This window comes from Lactobacillus hamsteri DSM 5661 = JCM 6256 (assembly GCF_000615445.1).
Classification (GTDB): domain Bacteria; phylum Bacillota; class Bacilli; order Lactobacillales; family Lactobacillaceae; genus Lactobacillus; species Lactobacillus hamsteri.
This window is the reverse complement of the sequence record NZ_BALY01000019.1, coordinates 16,477-34,806: the sequence shown is the minus strand read 5'-3', so window position 1 is coordinate 34,806 and position 18,330 is coordinate 16,477. Positions and strand designations below refer to the sequence as shown.

Here is an 18,330-nt window from a genome sequence, read left to right as displayed (position 1 = left end):
CAAATAGTATGATATATTTTAGTTACGTTATATGAAAGGAATGAAGCCAGAATATCTACTTTTTCTGATTTTTCAATAAGTGAATAGCATGCGTTTACGTTTGTAGTATGTTCTCTTATGTAATTCAGAATAAGCAGCTGGCTTCATTTTTCTTTCTAATAAAAACTCAACGGACTGGTAGGGTAGTCCGGTCCGTTTGAAGGCATCGTTTTTCGCATTATGTGGAAAATGGTGTTTTTTATTTTGTAACAAAAAAGAGGATCGAAATTTCGATCCTCTTTTAGGTTGTAATTAATAAAACTTCATTTTATTAATTGGCCAGTAACGCCACTTAACAACACCCACAACTTTATCACGTGGGATTGTACCAATGTAACGACTGTCTTTAGATACGCTACGGTGATCACCCATTACAAAGTAGGTGCCTTTAGGAACCTTATTTGTTCTTTGCATTGTCTTTAATTGCGCAGGTGTGTAGTATTGCTTATAATTATTGGTCTTGGCTAAAGAACTAAGAGTAAAGTTTTGAGTATAAGAATATTTAGTTCCTGAAAAACCGTCTTCACCATTATCAGTCATTTTACGTCCAGCTTTGAGCCAAGGTTGATTAAGCTTTTTACCGTTAATGTAAATCTGTTGGTTCTTGCTTACCACAGTATCACCAGGCATCCCAATAATACGTTTAATATATAAAGCACCTGGTTCATCCGGAGCATCAACTACAACAACCTCGCCACGAGTAAGCTTAGCATGACGGACAGCAACTACACGTTCTTTATCATCAAAAGTTGGTTCCATTGAAATTCCGGAAACAGTGCAATTGGCAAATACGTATTTGTTGAGTGCCCAGAAAATGCCAAAAATTGCTGCAGCAAGAAGAATAACTTCTAACCACCAGGTAACAATTTCTTTAGTTTTCTTATTCAATTTATTCACCTTATTAATATTTATTGTTTTCGACGTTCTTAGTGTAACAAAAAAACATTCCGTAGTTCAATTAAATTTATGAGATGAATTATTTAAATCTATTTTTTGTTATAATATAGACACATATAAGGAGGAGTCGATATGATTCATGAACATTCTGCTGGTAGCGTAATTTACCGTGAAGAAAATAATGAACTTTTATTTTTAATTGTTGAAAGTGTTTTGCACCATACTTGGGGCTTTCCTAAAGGACATCTTGAAAAAGGTGAAACTGAAGAGCAGGCTGCTAAGCGTGAAGTGGCTGAAGAAGTAGGGCTTCATCCGATTTTTGATTTTAATTTTAGACGAGAAATTGAATATCGAACTGAAGAAAATACAATTAAAAAAGTGGGCTTTTTCTTAAGTAAATTTGTTCCGGATCAACATGTCGTGGATCAAGTCGAAGAAATTTTGAATTCAAAATGGGTAACATTGGCAGAATCTAAAGAATATTTACCTAAAGATCGTGGCTTGTATGAAATTTTGCAAGCAGCTACCCAGCATATTGAAGAAAGTAAATAAAGAAACTAAAGGGTGAGCAGATGTTCACTCTTTTTTAATCAAGGAATTCATATGAAATATCCAGAAGAATTAATTGCAAAAGTGAAAAATAGATCAGCAGGGATGAAGCTGGAAGGCATCAATGAAGGAGCAGGACCAATTCATCCGGCTTTAATGATTATTGGCGAAGCACCTGGTCGTGAAGAAATTGAATCGCATATTCCCTTTCATGGCGATTCTGGTAAGGAATTGATGAAATCACTTGCTAGTATTGGATTAAAACGTGAAGATGTTTATATCACTTCAGCCGTGCGCAGTCGCCCTTATGGCATAAAAAAGGTTTTCAGCAAGCGAGAAAATAAGGAAGTAATAAAATATCCTAATCGCAAACCAACTAAAAAAGAAATTTTAGCCCATGCACCGTTTCTTGATTATGAAATTGCAAAAGTGCAGCCTAAATTAATCGTTGCTGTGGGCAATACTGCCTTAGAAAGATTGCTTGGAGCTGGGCATAAGATTTCGGAAGAACATGGTAAAGTAATTAAAGATACACCAATTTTAAAATTGAATGACAATGAAGATGGCTACGTTTGGTCAGAAGAGAGATATACAATTTTTCCGCAATACCATCCAGCAGCTGTTTTCTATAATCGTAAATTAACAGATGACATTGCTAAGGACTGGCAAGTAATTAAACCATATATAGAAAAGGAAAAAGAGAATGAGTAACGAAACATTTTTAATTTCTATGTCCCAAAATAATGATCTCTCAAAAGTAGCCGTAGCCGAGTTAAGACAAGATTTATCTGAGCATCCCTTACATCAGCGTTTGTATACGCAAATGGCAGGCTTGCCAGGCAATAATCGTAAATATGGTGTTAAGCAAACTGATACAGTGGCCAGTCCGCTTTTGAAGAAGAAAATTTTATTTTTAGGTTCATCAGTTACTTTTGGTTTTGGTGCATTGGGTGAATCATTTGTTGATTATCTTTGGAAGCACGATGGCGTTGAGGCGATCAAAGATGCGGAAAATGGTACCACATTAGTTGATCAAGATGCTTTTAATCCTGGAGATTCTTATGTTGCTCGTTTTAAAGAAAATTTAGATGAAGAAGCTCCGGAAATGTTTGTTTTACAACTTTCAACTAATGATACTAAGCGCGGTAGCAAAAACTTAGGTGAAATCTCTGATGAGAATTTTGACACGCAAACAATTACTGGTGCTATGGAATATATGATTTTAACAGCGCAAGAAAAATGGCACTGTCCAATTATGATTTATACGAATCCTTATTTTGATAATCAACTATATGCTCAAATGGTAGAGCGTAGTCATGAATTGGCTGAAAAGTACAATATAGAAGTACTTGATTTGTATAATAATCCAGATTTTAAAGATCAAAATAGTATTTACATGGCGGATCCAATTCATCCAACGCGAGCTGGCTATAAGGAAAAATGGTTGCCAATATTTGAAAAGAAATTAATTGAAATACTTAAATGAGAGCAAAAAAATAGAGCTAAATAAAATTAGCTCTATTTTTATTATTCAATACCGTTACGGTAAAGGCTGACAACCTTACCTAAAATTGCAACTTTATCTAAAATAATAGGATCCATGGTGTCGTTTTCTGGTTGTAAACGATAATGATCGCTTTCTTTATAGAAACGTTTTACTGTAGCCTCATTGTCTTCGGTCATAGCAACAACGATTTCACCATTGTTTGCAGTAGATTGTTTTCTTACAATCACTTCGTCACCATCTAAGATTCCGGCGTTAATCATACTTTCACCATGAACCTTAAGCATGAAGAGTTCACCAGCATCAGATTTTAAATCAGGTGGAAGAGGGAAGTATTCTTCTACATCTTCTACAGCAAGAATTGGTTGACCAGCGGTGACAACACCAACAACAGGAATTTCTTTTGGCTTGATGCCTAATTCCTTTAAACCTTCCTTAGTAATTTCGATTGCTCTAGGCTTAGTTGCGTCTTTTACGAGCAAACCTTTTCTTTCAAGACGTGATAAGTGACCATGGACGGTTGAAGTTGAAGAAAGGCTGACAGCTGAACAAATTTCACGCACTGTTGGTGGAAAACCACGTTTTTCTACTGTGTCATAAATAAATTGCAAAATTTCAATTTGCTTTGATTCGTAATTCCTTTTCATAATTGAACACTCCGTTTGTGGGAATTGGTATAATTATATAGTTAAGTTTATCAAATAATTTAGCAATTTACAAACAGGCGTTCTTAGAAATTTTGTGCTTTTTTTATTTGCGTAAATACTGTAAACTACAATATATATAAGAGGTGTTAACTATGGATAAAGAAGAAATTAAAAAGGTTACAGATCGTATCAACGAATTGTATCATAAGAAAGAAAATGAAGGCTTAACTGAAGAAGAAGAAGCTGAAAGAAAAGAATTACACAAGAAGTTTTTGGCTAACTTTAGAGCTGGATTTAAGCAACAACTTGAAGATACTGTAATTATTGATAAAAATGGTAAAGAAGTAACTTCAGAAAGAGCTAAAAGAGCTCAAAGAAGAAAAGGACTTAGAAAAGATTAACTTTTTCTTTAATTTTTTCTTATTTTTGATAAGATAGATATGTTAGTTAATGGAGGATTTATTTAATTATGAATTTAGGTTTAGCAATTGTATTAATTATTGTCGCTTTAGCTGTTGGTCTTGTAGGTGGTTTCTACGGTGCCAGAGCTTATATGAAGAAATATTTCCAAGAAAATCCTCCAATTAGTGAAGATATGATCGTTGCTATGATGTCACAAATGGGTCAGAAACCATCTGCTAAGAAGGTTAACCAAGTGATGAACATGATGAAGCATCAACAAAAGAAGTAAGATTATATCTTAATTTAATATTGGATAAACAAGACGAGGGATTTTCTTCGTCTTTTTTTGTTTTTAAAAAAAGGGGTGATTAGATGAGTATTTTCGGTAAATTAGGTTGGTTTTTTAAAAAAGAAAAGAAACGTTATATTTTAGGAATTATTTTCTTAGCATTAACTTCCTTTGCTAACTTAGTACCTCCGCGCGTATTGGGGCTCATGTCTGATCAATTAGATAAAGGACATATAACATGGGCGCAATATGGAATGCTTGTTTTAGCTGTTGTTGCTGCAGCGATTGTGCTGTATGTTCTACGGTATTTTTGGCGTAAACAAATTTGGGGCGGTGCTGCTGAACTTGAACGACAGATGCGTTCAAAATTGTTTACCCATTTTATGAAGATGGATCGTACTTTTTATCAACGTCATAGAACGGGCGATTTAATGGCTCATGCGACTAATGACGTATCTGCCATTCAAAATGTTGCCGGAGATGGTGTTTTAACTTTAGTTGATTCGCTTATGATGGGACTTTCAACAATGATTGCGATGATTATCTTTGTTGATTTTCGTTTAACCATTGTTGCCCTTTTACCTTTACCATTTTTAGCTTGGGGTGCGCAAAAGTTAGGAAAAAGGCTTCATGATTCTTTTAATGAATCGCAGGCAGCTTTTTCAAGATTGAATAATAAAACCCAAGAATCAGTTTCTGGAATCAAGGTTCTGAAGACTTTTGGTCAAGGAAAAGAAGATACTGAAGCTTTCGATAAAATGGTTGATGAAACTATTAAAATCAATAAACGTGTATTTATTTGGGATTCTTTATTTGATCCATTAGGCACAATAATTATTGGTTTAACCTATACAATTACCATTATTTATGGTGGTCTTTTAGTAAGCAATAAAGTGTTGTCAATTGGGCAATTAGTTTCATTTATAGCTTATATCGGTAATATGGTCTGGCCAATGTTTGCGATTGGGTATTTATTTAATATTTTGGAACGTGGTAGCGCTAGTTATGATCGTGTTCAAAAACTTTTGGATGAAAAACCTTTAATCACTGATGAACATGCTGATGAAAGTCTCTCTGCTAAGGATATTGCGGGTGATTTACACTATCATATTGATTTATTTGCTTATCCTGATGAAAAAGATGTTCCCGTTTTGCAAAATATTGATTTTACTCTGAAGAAGGGACAGACACTAGGTTTAGTTGGCCGTGTTGGTTCAGGAAAAACAACGATTATTCAGCTTCTTCTCAGAGAGTTTGATAATTATGATGGTGAAATCACTTTAAATGGCCATGATATTCGTGAAATTCCGTTAAATGTTTTGCTCCGGCAAATTTCTTACGTACCACAAAATAATTATTTATTCTCAACCAGTATTCAAAGAAACATTGCTTTTTCACAGGCAAATGCGGAAGATAATCAAATCATTGAAGCTGCTAAAAAGAGTGATTTGCATAATGATATTTTGCAAATGCCTCGTTCATATCAAACTTTAGTTGGTGAAAACGGAGTTTCCCTTTCAGGTGGTCAAAAGCAAAGAATGTCAATTGCACGTGCGCTTTTAAAGCATAGCCAAATATTGATTATGGACGATGCTTTATCGGCTGTTGATGCGAAGACTGAAACTGAAATTTTGAAGTCACTTCATAAAGAACGCCAAGGCAAGACTACTTTGATTGCGGCACACCGTTTAACGTCTGTGATGAACGCAGATTTAATTTTAGTTTTGAAAAATGGAAAAATCGTTGAACGCGGAACTCACGATGAATTGCTAGCTCAAGATGGCTGGTATGCAGAAATGTGGCGCCGTCAAGAACTAGAAGAAAAGGTAGGTGACAGCAATGAATAATGATGATCAATTTGAATCAATCTGGTCAAAAGAAATTCCGGTTAAAGAGCAGATGAGTATTTTTAAACGCTTAATGGGTTTTGTGAAATACTTTAAGTTTGAAATGGGAATTGCAGTTGTTGGTGCCTTTTTGGTTAGTGTGATCAATATGCTCTTGCCTTTTGGCTTGCAGTATTTCCTTGATCATTTCTTGATTAAGCAGACGGCTACTGTTCAAATTATTCTTTTTGCAGGTGCATTATATGCTTTTGGTTCACTTTTAAAAGCAATTTTGCAGTTTATTTATCAATATTTCTTTTCATTAGGTTCAGAAAAATCTTTGGAAAGTGTTCGGCGGGCGTTGTATAAGAAATTGCATATTTTGGGGATGCGCTATTTTGATCAGCATCCAGCAGGATCAATCGTATCAAGAGTAACCAATGATACGATGACTTTAAGCAACTTTTTAACGGTTCTGTCAACAGTAGTTATTAGTGTTTTCTCCGTTGGATCAGCATTGGTTGCAATGTTCTCCACCAATGTGACCGCGGGCTGGTTAATGTTGGCCTTTTTGCCAATTTTATTGTTTATTATTTGGCTGTATTCAAGAAAAAGCTCAAAACTTTACCGCAATTATCGTGAACGCTTGAGCCGAATCAATACAAATTTAAATGAATCAATTGAAGGCGTATCTTTGATTCAGCAATTTAAGCAAGAAAATCGTATGACAGGTGAATTTGAAGATGAAAATGGCGGGTTAATGAGTACGCGCTTTAATATGATTCGTGTTAATTCACTTCTGTTATCACCATTAACTAGTATGCTTTATTCTTTAGCATTAGCTGTTTCATTAATGTATTTTGGTTTTCCTCTTCAAAAGACATTTGTTCCAGCTGGTGTGGTATATGCTTTTTCACAATATATTTCTCAATTCTTTAATCCAATTTCAACAATGATGGATCAAATGACTTTGTTCCAAGATGGGATTGTTGCTGGTAAGAGAATTTTTAGAATTCTAGATGATACGGAATATGAGCCTAAGCAAGATGCGCAAAAAGGTCTAACAATTAATGAAGGCAAAATTGAATTTAAACACGTAAGTTTTTCTTATGATGGCAAAAATGAAATTTTGCATGATATTAATTTTACTGTAAATCCAGGCGAAACTTTAGGAATTGTAGGTCATACTGGATCGGGCAAGAGCTCAATTATCAATGTTATGATGCGCTTTTATGAATTTTATAAAGGTCAAATCCTAATCGATGGCATTGATATTAAAAAGTATCCTAAAGAGGAATTACGAAAAAAGCTTGGGTTAGTGCTTCAGGAACCATTTATGTTTTACGGCGATATCAATTCTAATATTCGTTTGTATAATAATAAAATTACTGATGACCAAATTAAGGAAGCTGCTAAAACTGTTCAGGCAGATCAATTTATTGAAAAAATGCCCGGAAAGTATCATGCTAAAGTTATTGAAGGCGGCGGAGAACTCAGTCAAGGTGAAAGACAGCTTATTTCATTTGCTAGAACTTTGGTGACTGATCCAAAGGTTTTGGTTTTAGATGAAGCAACTGCAAATGTCGATACTGAAACTGAGACAATGATTCAACGTGGCCTGAAAACATTGCGTAAAGGTAGAACAACTTTGGCGATTGCGCACCGACTCTCAACGATTGCAGATGCAGACCAAATTATTGTTTTGGATAAAGGTCGCATTATTGAAAAGGGTACGCATGAACGGCTTCTTGCTAAAAAAGGTTATTACTATGATCTTTACACTTTGCAAAATAATAAAAATAAGTAATTAAGTTTTAAAAGGAGAAAGAATGAAGAATTTACTTGCTGTGCGTGGTGGTGTTGGTGATTTAACTAAGCCAGATGTTAATGCTCGTCCTCAAGATAATTTGTACTTAGCTGTTAACTCTGAGTGGCAAAAAGATGCTCAGATTCCGGCTGATCGTACCGAAATTGGAGTTAATACTAACATTGACATGAAAATTGAAAAGCGCTTAATGGGCGATTTCGACAAATTTGCATCTGGGGAAGAGCAGTTGCCTGATGTGAAGGATTTTGATAAGGCGATTACGCTTTACAAGATTGCTAAAAACTTTGATAAGAGAAATACTGATGGCGCTAAGCCAATTCAAGCTGATCTTAAAAAATTAGTAGCACTCAAAGATTTTGATGAATTAAATAAACAAGCCGTTGAACTTGATGAATTTGCTAGTTTGCCATTTGGATTCGATGTTGAAGCGGATATGATGAACACTAAGGTTCATGTCTTGGAATTTGGCGGTCCAAGTACTTTCTTGCCAGATACAACCAGCTACAAGCAAGATGATGCCAAGAAGCTTTTGGATATTTTGAAAAAGCAAACTATTAAGCTTTTAACAATGGCAGGAATCGATGAACCTGAAGCCGAAATCTATATTGATAATGCTTTGAAATTTGATGCTAAACTTGCCATAGTCGTTAAATCAACTGAAGAATGGTCAGATTATCCAGCTACCTATAATCCATATTCAATGAAAGACTTTTTAGCTAAGTTCAAATCCTTTGATATGAAGAGTTTCTTGCAAGCAATTGTGCCCGAAATGCCAGAGCGAGTAATTGTTTTGGAACCAAGATTTTTAGATCATGCTGAAGAATTAATTAATGCGGATAATTTTGACGAGATCAAAGGTTGGATGATTACCAAATTTATTAATGGCGTAGCTAGCTTACTTTCTCAAGATTTCCGTGAAGCTGCTTTTCCATATAGCCAAGCTTTGAGTGGTCAAGGTGAACTTCCTCCTAAGGACCGTCATGCTTACTACATTGCAAATAGCAGTTTTGATGAAGTAATCGGTGTTTACTATGGTAAAAAGTACTTCGGCGAAGATGCCAAGGCTGATGTAACCGACATGATTCAGCGGATGATCAAGGTATATGAAGATCGTATTCAAAATAATGATTGGCTTTCTGAAGATACCAAAAAGAAAGCAATTGTTAAGTTGCGTGCCTTAGTTCTTAAGATTGGTTATCCAGAAAAGATCGAAAAGATTTATGACTTGCTTCAAGTTGATCCTGATAAGAGCCTTTATGAAAATGAAAAGGCAATGGGCAAGGTCTTAGAAAAGTACAGCTTGAATAAATTAACTGAACCTGTTGATCGTTCAGTATGGCTTATGCCAGGGAATCTTAACAACGCTTGCTACGATCCACAAAGAAACGATATTACTTTCCCAGCAGCTATTTTGCAAGCTCCATTTTATGACTTGCATCAATCACGCGGAACTAATTATGGTGGAATTGGGGCAACTATTGCTCATGAAATTTCTCATGCTTTTGACAATAATGGTGCCAAGTTTGATGAATTCGGCAATATGAAGAATTGGTGGACTGACGACGACTTCAAGAAATTTAATAAGCGTACGCAAGCAGCCATTGATATTTATGATGGGTTAGATTATGGTCCAGCTAAATTAAATGGTAAGCAAGTCGTTGCCGAGAATATTGCCGATCTGGGTGGTCTTACTTGTGCTATTCAGGCAAATAAGGCTGAAGGTGGCAGTATGAAGGAATTATTTGAAAACTATGCTCGTTCATGGGCTCAAAAACAACGTCCTGAAGCTATCAAGACCGAAATTGCGACTGATGTCCATGCTCCACAGCCAACAAGAGTTAATATTCCGTCACAATGCCAAGATGAATTTTATGAAGCATTTGATGTAAAGGAAACTGATGGTATGTGGCTCGATCCTGACAAGCGAGTACGAATTTGGTAAAAATATAATTAGATATAAAAATAAGCGTTGAGATTTCTCAACGCTTATTTTTTGTTTGAATTTATTTATCGAGCATGTATTTACGAGTCATTGGCAAGGTCTTGCCGGAAGGACCCTTGGTAAGCAAGTATTGAATAACATCAATATTGCCTGATTCAAATGAAGCGGCACATGCATTCAAATACATGTCCCACATACGAGTGAAACGTTCGCCCATTTTTTCGGTAACTTGGTCACGAACGCTGTTAAAGTTCTTGTCCCAAATTTCCAAAGTTCTTTGGTAATGGCGACGAAGGGTTTCCATGTCAGTAATTTGTAAACCGTTGTCGACAATATCACCGACGATTTCTTGTAAACCTGGAATGTAGCCACCTGGGAAAATGTATTTATTAATCCAAGCATTGGTTGCACCGCCTTGTTGACGGGTAATTCCGTGAATCAATGCAACCCCATCTTGGTTTAAGTATTTATAAACATCTGCAAAATATTCGCTCAAGTTTTCTGAACCAACGTGTTCAAACATACCAACGGAGGTAATGTAATCCCACTTTTGATCACCAAGCTCACGGTAATCTTCAAGCTTAACTTCAGCAACGTCTTCTAAGCCCTCATCGTAAATACGCTTTTGAACAAGTTTGTATTGTTCTTCACTCAAAGTTACTCCGGTAACCTTTAAGCCGTATTCTTTAGCAGCAGTGAGCATTAAAGTTCCCCAGCCACAGCCGATGTCAAGCAAAGTCTTGCCTTCTTCGGGATGTAACTTGTTCAAGATATGATGAACTTTGGCAATTTGTGCTTTTTCAAGATCATCTGTGTTGTCATCTTCAAAGTAAGCACATGAGTAAGTTAATGTAGGATCAAGCCACATCTTGTAGAAATCGTTACCGATGTCGTAGTGACTTTGAACATCTTCTTCACTTTGCTTTTCAGTATGTTTTTGCTTAGGTAAAAACTTGCGGAACTTAGATGAACGCATGAAACTATCTGCGCTAGTGTAAGCACCGAAAATTAATTTTTGGATGTCCCCATGAATTTCAATTTTCTTATCCATGTAGCCTTCACCCAAAGCAAGAGAAGCATTTTTGGTAATTGCGGAAATTGGAATTTTTTCATTAAAGACAATTTCAATTTCTGGAGTGCCGTTACCATAAACTTCACTCTTGCCGTCCCAATAAGTTACCTTAACTGGGAAAGGGAAGGATTTACTGAGCATCATTTTGTAGAATGTTTTTTCTAACATTAATTTCCCTCCATATATAAAAACCTAGTAATCATTTTAACACTAAAAATTAAATAAAATAATCAGAAGATGTTATGTATGTAATTTGAATAAGTTTATATGTTGGCGATAAAATTGATTTTAAATTTAATATATAGCGAAATAGGGGCATGTATGAAAATTAGAAAATATCAATCAAATGATTTTAAACAGATTTGCAAAGTTATGAATCAGGGCCGGATGCAAGAATTAAAAAATGAGAATCTAGAATCTGTCTTTGTTGCGTTAGAAGATGCATCATATTTGAAATACTTTTTGTCCTGTAATATCTATGTTGCAGTAAAGAATAATAAAATTGTCGGTTTCGTTGGTTGCGGTCGGCATCGAATTGAATTTTTGTATGTTGATCCGGCCTTTCAACGACAAGGCGTTGGAACGGAATTGATGAGTTTTGTTTTAAATGAATTACCTAGACCGATAAAACTAGCTGTTTTTACAAATAATCAGGCAGCAAAAAAATTGTATAAAAAATTTGGTTTTAAAGTAATTGATACAGTTGTAGAAAAATGGTCGGATGAATTTCCAGTTAATTTCTCTGAAGATACGATGGAATTGAAATAAAAATAAAGCCGAGAAGAATTAACTTCTCGACTTTTTATTTTGCAACATAATGAAAATCAGGATTTTGTTCCTTATCCAATTTATTCCAAGCTTCATTTAAAATTTGATCATATTTAGCTTCATTTTCATGAGTCATCTTTGTTTTTCGATCAATATAAATCGGATCACCGAAGCAAACTTCCAGAGGTTGACGTTTAAGCAAACCTTTAAAAGTTAATGGTCCTTGATAAACAACAGGAACCAAAGGCTTTTTAGAAAGCTTGGCAATTACCAAAGCACCACTTTTAAGCTCGGCAGAATGGCGAGTTCCCGAAGGGAAAATAATTAAAGAAAGTTTGCCTTCTTTTAGGCCTTTCACCGGAATTTTTAATACAGATGGACCAGGGTGTTCACGATCAACAGGAAAAGCATGAGCATGTTTCAAAATGAATCGTAAAACTGGATTTTTGAATAATTCAATTTTAGCCATAAACATAAATTCCATTGGGCTTGCAGCTAAAGCAAACATAATCGGTTCCCACCAAGTACGGTGCGGTGCAACTAAAATATAATTTCCTTCGGGGATGCGATCTTTATGATGTACGTGTAAATGTCCGTTCAATACCCAAACGATGAAGCGAACAATGGGTCTAATAAAACGATAAAACATAATTTCCTCCAATTGTTGTAAAATATTATAGCAAAGTAAGGCGAGAGGATAAAATTTTTATGGTAGAACTTGGAAAAAATGAGCGAATTGATTACATGTACAGTGATAATTTACGCATTGTACAAGATAAGACGGCTTTTTCGTTTTCATCAGATACGCTCTTTTTAGCTTATTGGGCTAAAAATGCTATTCATGATAAATACAAGGTTGCAGATTTGTGCTCAGGAAACTGTGCAGCAACTATGTATATGGCCTATTTTAATAGAGCAAAGTATGATGCAATTGAAATTCAAGATGAAGCATACTCCCAAGCAGTTCGTTCAATTGAACTCAATCATATGGAAAATCGTATCAATGTTCATCAAGATAATGTACTTAATGCACCAAAATTTTTGCGAAAAGATTCATATGATGTTGTAACTGTTAATCCGCCATATTTTAAAGTGCCAGAAGGTCATGAAGTAAATCCTGATCGCAAAAAAGCAATTGCCCGTCATGAAATCTTAATTAATCTTGAACAGATTATTGAAGTGGCAAGCGGTCTTCTAAAGATGAAGGGAAAAATGTTTATGGTTCATCGCCCAGAAAGATTGGGGGAGATTTGTTACTATTGCATGAAGCATGATCTTAGCGTAAAAGTGATTCAACCGTTTGTTTCTCATCGTGGTGAAGATGCAAATTTAGTTATTGTTGAAGCTGTTAAACATACGGCAACAGATGGAACGGTAATTAAAGATGCAATTGAAGTTCATGATGCAGATGGCGAATATAAGCCTGAATTGCAAAGAATTTTGCGGGAGACTGACGAAGATCGTGAAAAGCATGATAATGCGGGTAAGTTTTTCTTTTATGTTTTGAAATGCAATGACGGCAGTTTTTATGGCGGTTTTACAAACGATCTAGGACATCGTTTGAAAATGCACAACAGCGGCAAAGGCGCAAAGTATACGAAGTCTCGTCGTCCTGTTCAAATGATATATCATGAACAATTCGATGATAAGAGATTAGCGTTAAAACGTGAATATTGGTTTAAACATCATAGCCGTGCTTGGAAAGAACAATTTTTGCGGGAACATAACGTGAAATTTTAGTCTTGCAATATCTACTTAACTTTAGTATCATGTATAAGTATGCTGTGTTGGCATATAAATTAAAACACATCAAGAGCGATCGATATCTTGGTGCCCAGGGTAGTGGTCGGATATCGAATTGAACGCTTGAGAGGATTAAAACCAGGAGGAATTTACTATGTCAGTTGTTACAATGAAACAATTGCTTGAAGCAGGTGTCCACTTTGGTCACCAAACTCGTCGTTGGAACCCTAAGATGGCTCCTTACATTTTTACTCAAAGAAATGGTATCTACATCATTGATTTGCAAAAGACTATCAAGATGTTAGATGATGCTTACAACTTCATGAAGGCTGTTGCTCAAGAAGGCGGCGTTTTCTTGTTTGTAGGTACTAAGAAGCAAGCTCAAGACTCAATTGCTGAAGAAGCAACTCGTGCAGGTCAATACTACGTAAACCAACGTTGGTTGGGTGGTACTTTGACTAACTGGGTTACTATCCAAAGCCGTGTTAAGAGATTAAAGCAATTAAAGGAAATGTCAGAAGACGGTACCTTTGATGTTCTTCCAAAGAAGGAAGTTGCACTTTTAACTAAGGAAATGGAAAAGCTTGAAAGATTCTTAGGCGGTATCGAAGATATGCCAAGAATTCCAGACGTATTGTTCGTTGTAGATCCTAAGAAGGAAAAGATTGCTGTTCACGAAGCTAACATTTTGGGTATCCCAGTTGTAGCTATGGTTGACACCAACACTGATCCAGATCCTATCGACGTAATTATCCCAGCTAACGATGACGCTATTCGTGCTATTCGTTTAATTGCTGGTGCTATGGCTGATGCTATTATTGAAGGTCAACAAGGTCAAGATGATGACACTGTTGAAGTTGACTTCAAGGAAGATGCTGACGGCAAAGACGAAATCGTTAGTGCTGAAGAACACAAAGAAGACTAGTTTTTACTGTTATTAGTTCTATTAGGAGGACTTTTCAATGGCACAAATTACTGCAAAGCAAGTTAAGGAATTGCGTGAACGTACTGGTGCTGGCGTTATGGACGCTAAGAAGGCATTGGTAGAAGTTGACGGTGACATGGACAAGGCAGTTGAATACCTTCACGATAAGGGTATGGCTAAGGCTGAAAAGAAGGCTGACCGTGTTGCAGCTGAAGGTTTAACTGGCGTTTACGTTGCTGGTAACGATGCAGCTTTGACTGAAATCAACTCAGAAACTGACTTTGTTTCTCAAAACGATAAGTTTGTTAACTTGGTAAAAGATGTTACCAAGACAATTGCAGAAGGCAAGCCTGCTAACGCTGAAGAAGCTTCTGAATTAAAGATGGCTGATGGCAAGACTTTAGACCAAGCATTTGTAGATGCAACTGCTACAATTGGTGAAAAGATTGTTTTACGTCGTTTTGCTTTGGAAGAAAAGACTGATGACCAAGAATTTGGTGCTTACCAACACAATGGTGGCCAAATTGGTGTTATCACTGTTTTAGAAGGTGCAGATGCTGCAACTGCTAAGCACTTGGCAATGCACATCGCAGCTATGAGCCCTAAGGTTATCTCACCAGATGAATTAGATGACGAATTCATTACTGAACAATTAGCTTTAATGAACCACAAGATCGACCAAGACAACGAAAGTCGTGAATTGGTTCATAAGAAGCCATTGCCACACCTTGTTTACGGTTCAGAAAAGCAATTAACTGATGATGTTTTAGCTAAGGCTAAGGAAGAAATCAAGGCTGAACTTAAAGAAGAAGGCAAGCCAGAAAAGATTTGGGACAGAATTATTCCTGGTAAGATGCAACGCTTCATTGATGATAACACTCAAGTTGACAAGCAATTTGCTGTTTTGTCACAAAATTACATCATGGATGACAGCAAGACTGTTGGCGAATTCTTAAAGGAAAATGGTGCTAAGTTAGTTTCTTTCGTACGCTACGAAGTTGGCGAAGGTATCGAAAAGAAGCAAGAAGACTTTGCTGCCGAAGTTCGCGAACAAATGAAGTAATAAAAATTAACAAGGGAGGACTTAGGTCCTCTCTTTTTTTATCGATTATTTGCCGGAGAAAACACGGGATTTTAATTCCTGTGATGAATCCGGCTTTTTTTTTAGTTTTTTGCTTGTTCCCATTCTTTCTTGAACACATGTTTGATATAATGCTACTAGAAGGGAGGAACAAATGTGCTGAAAGGAATCAAATTAAGGCTCTATCCTAATAAACTCCAGCAAGACCAGCTTGAGCAGATGTTTGGCAATGATCGTTTTGTCTGGAACCAGATGCTGGCCATGATGAACGAACGCTATCAGAATAATAAGAATTTGCCTTTTTTGGGCAAGTTTAAGCTAAATTATCTGCTTAAGCCGCTCAAGAAGGAATATCCCTTTTTGAAAAACAGCGATTCTTCAAGTCTGCAGGTAGTTAATGAATTTTTAACTCAGTCTTGGAAAAACTTCTTCCAAGATAAAAGCGGCCGAACTGGCAAGCCTCGTTTTCATTCGCGCAAGTATTTGAAGAAGTCTTATACTGGCAAGTCAATCATTAAAATTGCTGGCAAGCGGTATTTAAAGATCCCTAATTTGGGTTATATTAAGACAAGCAGGACCGGAGCTTTGCAAAATATCAAAATCAAACGCTATACGGTTATGCTTGAACCAACGGGCAAGTATTATCTGTCTCTGCAGGCAGAAGTGCATGAACCCCAAAAGCTTCGCTTAACTGGCAGAGAAATTGGCATCGATGTCGGTATAGCTGATTTAGCCATTCTGTCTAATGGCTTGAAATACCCTAGCTTTGATGGCTCTTATTTTGAAAAGAAAGCCAAAGCATGGCAAAGAAAATATTCTCGCCGCAGACACTTGGCTAAGCTATTAGTTTTGCAGGATAAAAATAGAAAAGTGCTTTGTCCTAGAAGCTTGGAAAGCTTTGCCAATTGGCAAAAAGCCCAAAAAATAAAAGCCAGGTATCAAGCTAAAGCAGCTAATCAGCGCAAGGATTATCTTCATAAGCTAACGACTCATTTGGTCAAGCAGTATGATGTGATTGTAATTGAAGATTTGAAAACCAAAAATCTTCTTCAAAATCATCATTTGGCTAAAGCCATCTCTAATGCCTCATGGCGGATGTTCAGACAGATGCTGGAATATAAATGTAAGTGGTACGGTAAAAGACTAATTGCGGTAGATCCTAAAAACACTTCCAGAATTTGTTCAGAATGCGGCTATAACAGTGGCGCCAAGCATTAGAGATTCGTGAATGGACTTGTCCTAAGTGTCAAACTAAGCATGACCGGGATATTAATGCGGCAATTAATATCCTGCATAAAGCAAAGCCAACTGGTCAGGGACTGGCCATGGTAAAGAGCTGAGTTCCGTGAGTTGGGTATTTGAGCAATCAATGTAAGATCCCAAACACTACTCGGCGTTCCCAGAAACCCGGTACTTTAGTGCCGGTGTAGTTCATATAAATTTTTAATAAAAAAACACTTTGAATAACTTGGTACTCTACATATCAATACTTTATATGGTAGAATAATTAGAGCTATTAGAGGAGGTTACTATGAGTCAAGTTAAATATAAACGCATCATTCTAAAAATTTCAGGTGAAGCTTTAGCTGGAGATGAAGGTACAGGAATTAACCCTACAGTTATTGCTCACTTAGCTAAGGAAATTAAATCAGTTCATGATTTAGGTGTTGAAATTGGTATCGTCTGTGGTGGCGGTAACATGTGGCGTGGTGAAACCGGTGAAAAGCTCGGTATGGAACGTGCACAAGCTGATTACATGGGTATGCTTGCTACTATTATGAATGGTTTGGCACTTCAAGATGGTTTGGAACATATCGGCGTTCCAACTAGAATGCAAACTTCTATTGAAATGAGACAAGTTGCTGAACCTTATATTAGAAGAAAGGCTGTACGTCATTTAGAAAAAGGCCGTGTAGTTATCTTCGGTGGTGGTACAGGTAACCCTTACTTCTCAACTGATACAACTGCTGCTCTTCGTGCGGCCGAAATTGGTGCAGATGTAATTTTGATGGCTAAGAATGGTGTTGATGGTGTTTACTCAGCTGACCCTAAACTTGATCCATCAGCAACTAAGTATTCTGAATTGACACAACTTGATCTTATTTCTAAGAACCTAAAGGTTATGGATAGAACTGCAAGTTCATTGTCAATGGATACTGAAATTCCATTAATTGTATTTAACGTTAACACTGAAGGCAACATTAAGAAGGTTGTTATGGGTGAAAATATTGGTACTGTAATTGAAGGCGGTAAGAAATAATGAACAACGAAACTATTGAAAAAGCAAAAGAAAATATGGAAAAATCTATTAAGGTTTTTCAAAAGAATTTAGGTAACATCCGTGCTGGTGTAGCAAATGCCGGCCTTTTGGAAGGTGTAAAGGTTGATTACTATGGTGCACCAACTCCATTGACTCAAATGTCAAGTGTTACTATTCCAGAACCTCGTGTTTTGCTTATCACTCCATACGATGTAAATAGTTTGGATGATATTGAACATGCACTTCTTGCTTCAAACCTTGGTTTAACTCCAGCAAATGATGGTAAAGTTATTCGTTTGGTTATTCCACAACTTACCGGTGAAAGAAGAGAAGAAATTGCCAAGGAAGTTGGTAAAGAAGCCGAAGAAGCAAAAATTGCGGTTAGAAACGTTCGTCGTGATGCTATGAACGCTCTTAAGCGTCAACAAAAAGATGACGAAATTACTGAAGATGAACAACGTAATTTAGAAAAGCAAGTACAAAAAGTTACTGACGATGCAACTAAGAAGATTGATACACTTGCTGACGAAAAGCGTAAGGAAATCACTCAAGGCTAAT

At 36.4% G+C, this 18,330-nt stretch carries 18 protein-coding genes and 1 pseudogene; 15 read left to right on the top strand and 4 right to left on the bottom strand.

Annotation, left to right across the window (positions count from 1 at the left end; genetic code table 11):
- Positions 1–291: 291 nt before the first annotated feature.
- Positions 292–936 carry a signal peptidase I gene (gene lepB / locus JCM6256_RS05955; RefSeq protein WP_025080841.1) on the bottom strand — a complete coding sequence of 215 codons (645 nt, stop codon included), beginning with the start codon at positions 934–936 and terminating at the stop codon, positions 292–294.
- Positions 937–1,068: 132 nt separating this feature from the next.
- Between lepB and JCM6256_RS05950 the strand changes: the two genes are divergently transcribed.
- Genes JCM6256_RS05950 through JCM6256_RS05940 form a run of 3 tightly spaced genes read left to right on the top strand, consistent with a single transcriptional unit; the run spans position 1,069 to position 2,971 of the window.
- On the top strand, positions 1,069–1,488 hold the full coding sequence (locus JCM6256_RS05950; protein ID WP_025080840.1) for a bis(5'-nucleosyl)-tetraphosphatase: 420 nt from the start codon (positions 1,069–1,071) through the stop codon (positions 1,486–1,488).
- Between the two features lie 51 nt (positions 1,489–1,539).
- Entirely contained in the window at positions 1,540–2,196 is a 657-nt protein-coding gene (locus JCM6256_RS05945) for a uracil-DNA glycosylase (RefSeq protein ID WP_025080839.1), read from the top strand.
- Positions 2,189–2,971 (top strand): SGNH/GDSL hydrolase family protein, encoded by a 783-nt coding sequence (locus JCM6256_RS05940; RefSeq protein WP_025080838.1) that lies wholly within the window; start codon positions 2,189–2,191, stop codon positions 2,969–2,971. Before JCM6256_RS05945 ends, JCM6256_RS05940 begins: the two co-directional genes overlap by 8 nt.
- Positions 2,972–3,012: 41 nt before the next feature.
- Here JCM6256_RS05940 and lexA read toward each other — a convergent pair whose 3' ends face one another.
- A complete protein-coding gene (gene lexA / locus JCM6256_RS05935; RefSeq protein WP_201778991.1) occupies positions 3,013–3,636 on the bottom strand; it encodes a transcriptional repressor LexA in 624 nt (207 codons plus the stop codon).
- A 152-nt stretch (positions 3,637–3,788) separates the two neighbouring features.
- Here lexA and JCM6256_RS05930 point away from each other — a divergent pair, with 152 nt between their 5' ends.
- From JCM6256_RS05930 to JCM6256_RS05910, 5 genes are all read left to right on the top strand, one after another.
- Positions 3,789–4,037, top strand: coding sequence for a DUF896 domain-containing protein (locus tag JCM6256_RS05930; protein ID WP_025080836.1), 249 nt, complete (start codon positions 3,789–3,791; stop codon positions 4,035–4,037).
- 68 nt (positions 4,038–4,105) lie between these two features.
- Positions 4,106–4,327 (top strand): YneF family protein, encoded by a 222-nt coding sequence (locus JCM6256_RS05925; RefSeq protein ID WP_025080835.1) that lies wholly within the window; start codon positions 4,106–4,108, stop codon positions 4,325–4,327.
- A gap of 83 nt (positions 4,328–4,410) precedes the next feature.
- Positions 4,411–6,174, top strand: coding sequence for an ABC transporter ATP-binding protein (locus JCM6256_RS05920; protein WP_025080834.1), 1,764 nt, complete (start codon positions 4,411–4,413; stop codon positions 6,172–6,174).
- Positions 6,167–7,960, top strand: coding sequence for an ABC transporter ATP-binding protein (locus JCM6256_RS05915; protein ID WP_025080833.1), 1,794 nt, complete (start codon positions 6,167–6,169; stop codon positions 7,958–7,960). The genes JCM6256_RS05920 and JCM6256_RS05915 overlap by 8 nt, the downstream gene beginning before the upstream one ends.
- A gap of 22 nt (positions 7,961–7,982) precedes the next feature.
- A complete protein-coding gene (locus tag JCM6256_RS05910) occupies positions 7,983–9,923 on the top strand; it encodes a M13 family metallopeptidase (RefSeq protein ID WP_025080832.1) in 1,941 nt (646 codons plus the stop codon).
- A 61-nt stretch (positions 9,924–9,984) separates the two neighbouring features.
- Here the strand turns inward: JCM6256_RS05910 and JCM6256_RS05905 are convergent, their stop codons facing one another.
- On the bottom strand, positions 9,985–11,163 hold the full coding sequence (locus tag JCM6256_RS05905; protein ID WP_025080831.1) for an SAM-dependent methyltransferase: 1,179 nt from the start codon (positions 11,161–11,163) through the stop codon (positions 9,985–9,987).
- A gap of 153 nt (positions 11,164–11,316) precedes the next feature.
- Here JCM6256_RS05905 and JCM6256_RS05900 point away from each other — a divergent pair, with 153 nt between their 5' ends.
- Positions 11,317–11,763 carry a GNAT family N-acetyltransferase gene (locus tag JCM6256_RS05900; protein WP_025080830.1) on the top strand — a complete coding sequence of 149 codons (447 nt, stop codon included), beginning with the start codon at positions 11,317–11,319 and terminating at the stop codon, positions 11,761–11,763.
- 34 nt (positions 11,764–11,797) lie between these two features.
- Here JCM6256_RS05900 and JCM6256_RS05895 read toward each other — a convergent pair whose 3' ends face one another.
- Positions 11,798–12,412, bottom strand: coding sequence for a lysophospholipid acyltransferase family protein (locus tag JCM6256_RS05895; RefSeq protein WP_025080829.1), 615 nt, complete (start codon positions 12,410–12,412; stop codon positions 11,798–11,800).
- A gap of 59 nt (positions 12,413–12,471) precedes the next feature.
- On the opposite strand from JCM6256_RS05895, the gene JCM6256_RS05890 reads away from it, so the two are divergent.
- From JCM6256_RS05890 to frr, 6 genes and pseudogenes are all read left to right on the top strand, one after another.
- Positions 12,472–13,503 (top strand): GIY-YIG nuclease family protein, encoded by a 1,032-nt coding sequence (locus JCM6256_RS05890; RefSeq protein ID WP_025080828.1) that lies wholly within the window; start codon positions 12,472–12,474, stop codon positions 13,501–13,503.
- Positions 13,504–13,660: 157 nt separating this feature from the next.
- On the top strand, positions 13,661–14,431 hold the full coding sequence (rpsB, locus tag JCM6256_RS05885; protein WP_025080827.1) for a 30S ribosomal protein S2: 771 nt from the start codon (positions 13,661–13,663) through the stop codon (positions 14,429–14,431).
- 37 nt (positions 14,432–14,468) lie between these two features.
- Positions 14,469–15,494, top strand: a complete 1,026-nt coding sequence (gene tsf, locus JCM6256_RS05880; protein WP_025080826.1) for a translation elongation factor Ts — start codon at positions 14,469–14,471, stop codon at positions 15,492–15,494.
- Positions 15,495–15,631: 137 nt separating this feature from the next.
- A pseudogene (locus JCM6256_RS09915) lies at positions 15,632–16,852 on the top strand (RNA-guided endonuclease TnpB family protein).
- A gap of 191 nt (positions 16,853–17,043) precedes the next feature.
- Positions 17,044–17,772 carry a UMP kinase gene (gene pyrH, locus JCM6256_RS05870; protein ID WP_025080825.1) on the top strand — a complete coding sequence of 243 codons (729 nt, stop codon included), beginning with the start codon at positions 17,044–17,046 and terminating at the stop codon, positions 17,770–17,772.
- Complete coding sequence (frr, locus tag JCM6256_RS05865) at positions 17,772–18,329, top strand: ribosome recycling factor (protein WP_025080824.1); 558 nt, start codon at positions 17,772–17,774, stop codon at positions 18,327–18,329. The genes pyrH and frr overlap by 1 nt, the downstream gene beginning before the upstream one ends.
- Position 18,330 lies beyond the last annotated feature (1 nt).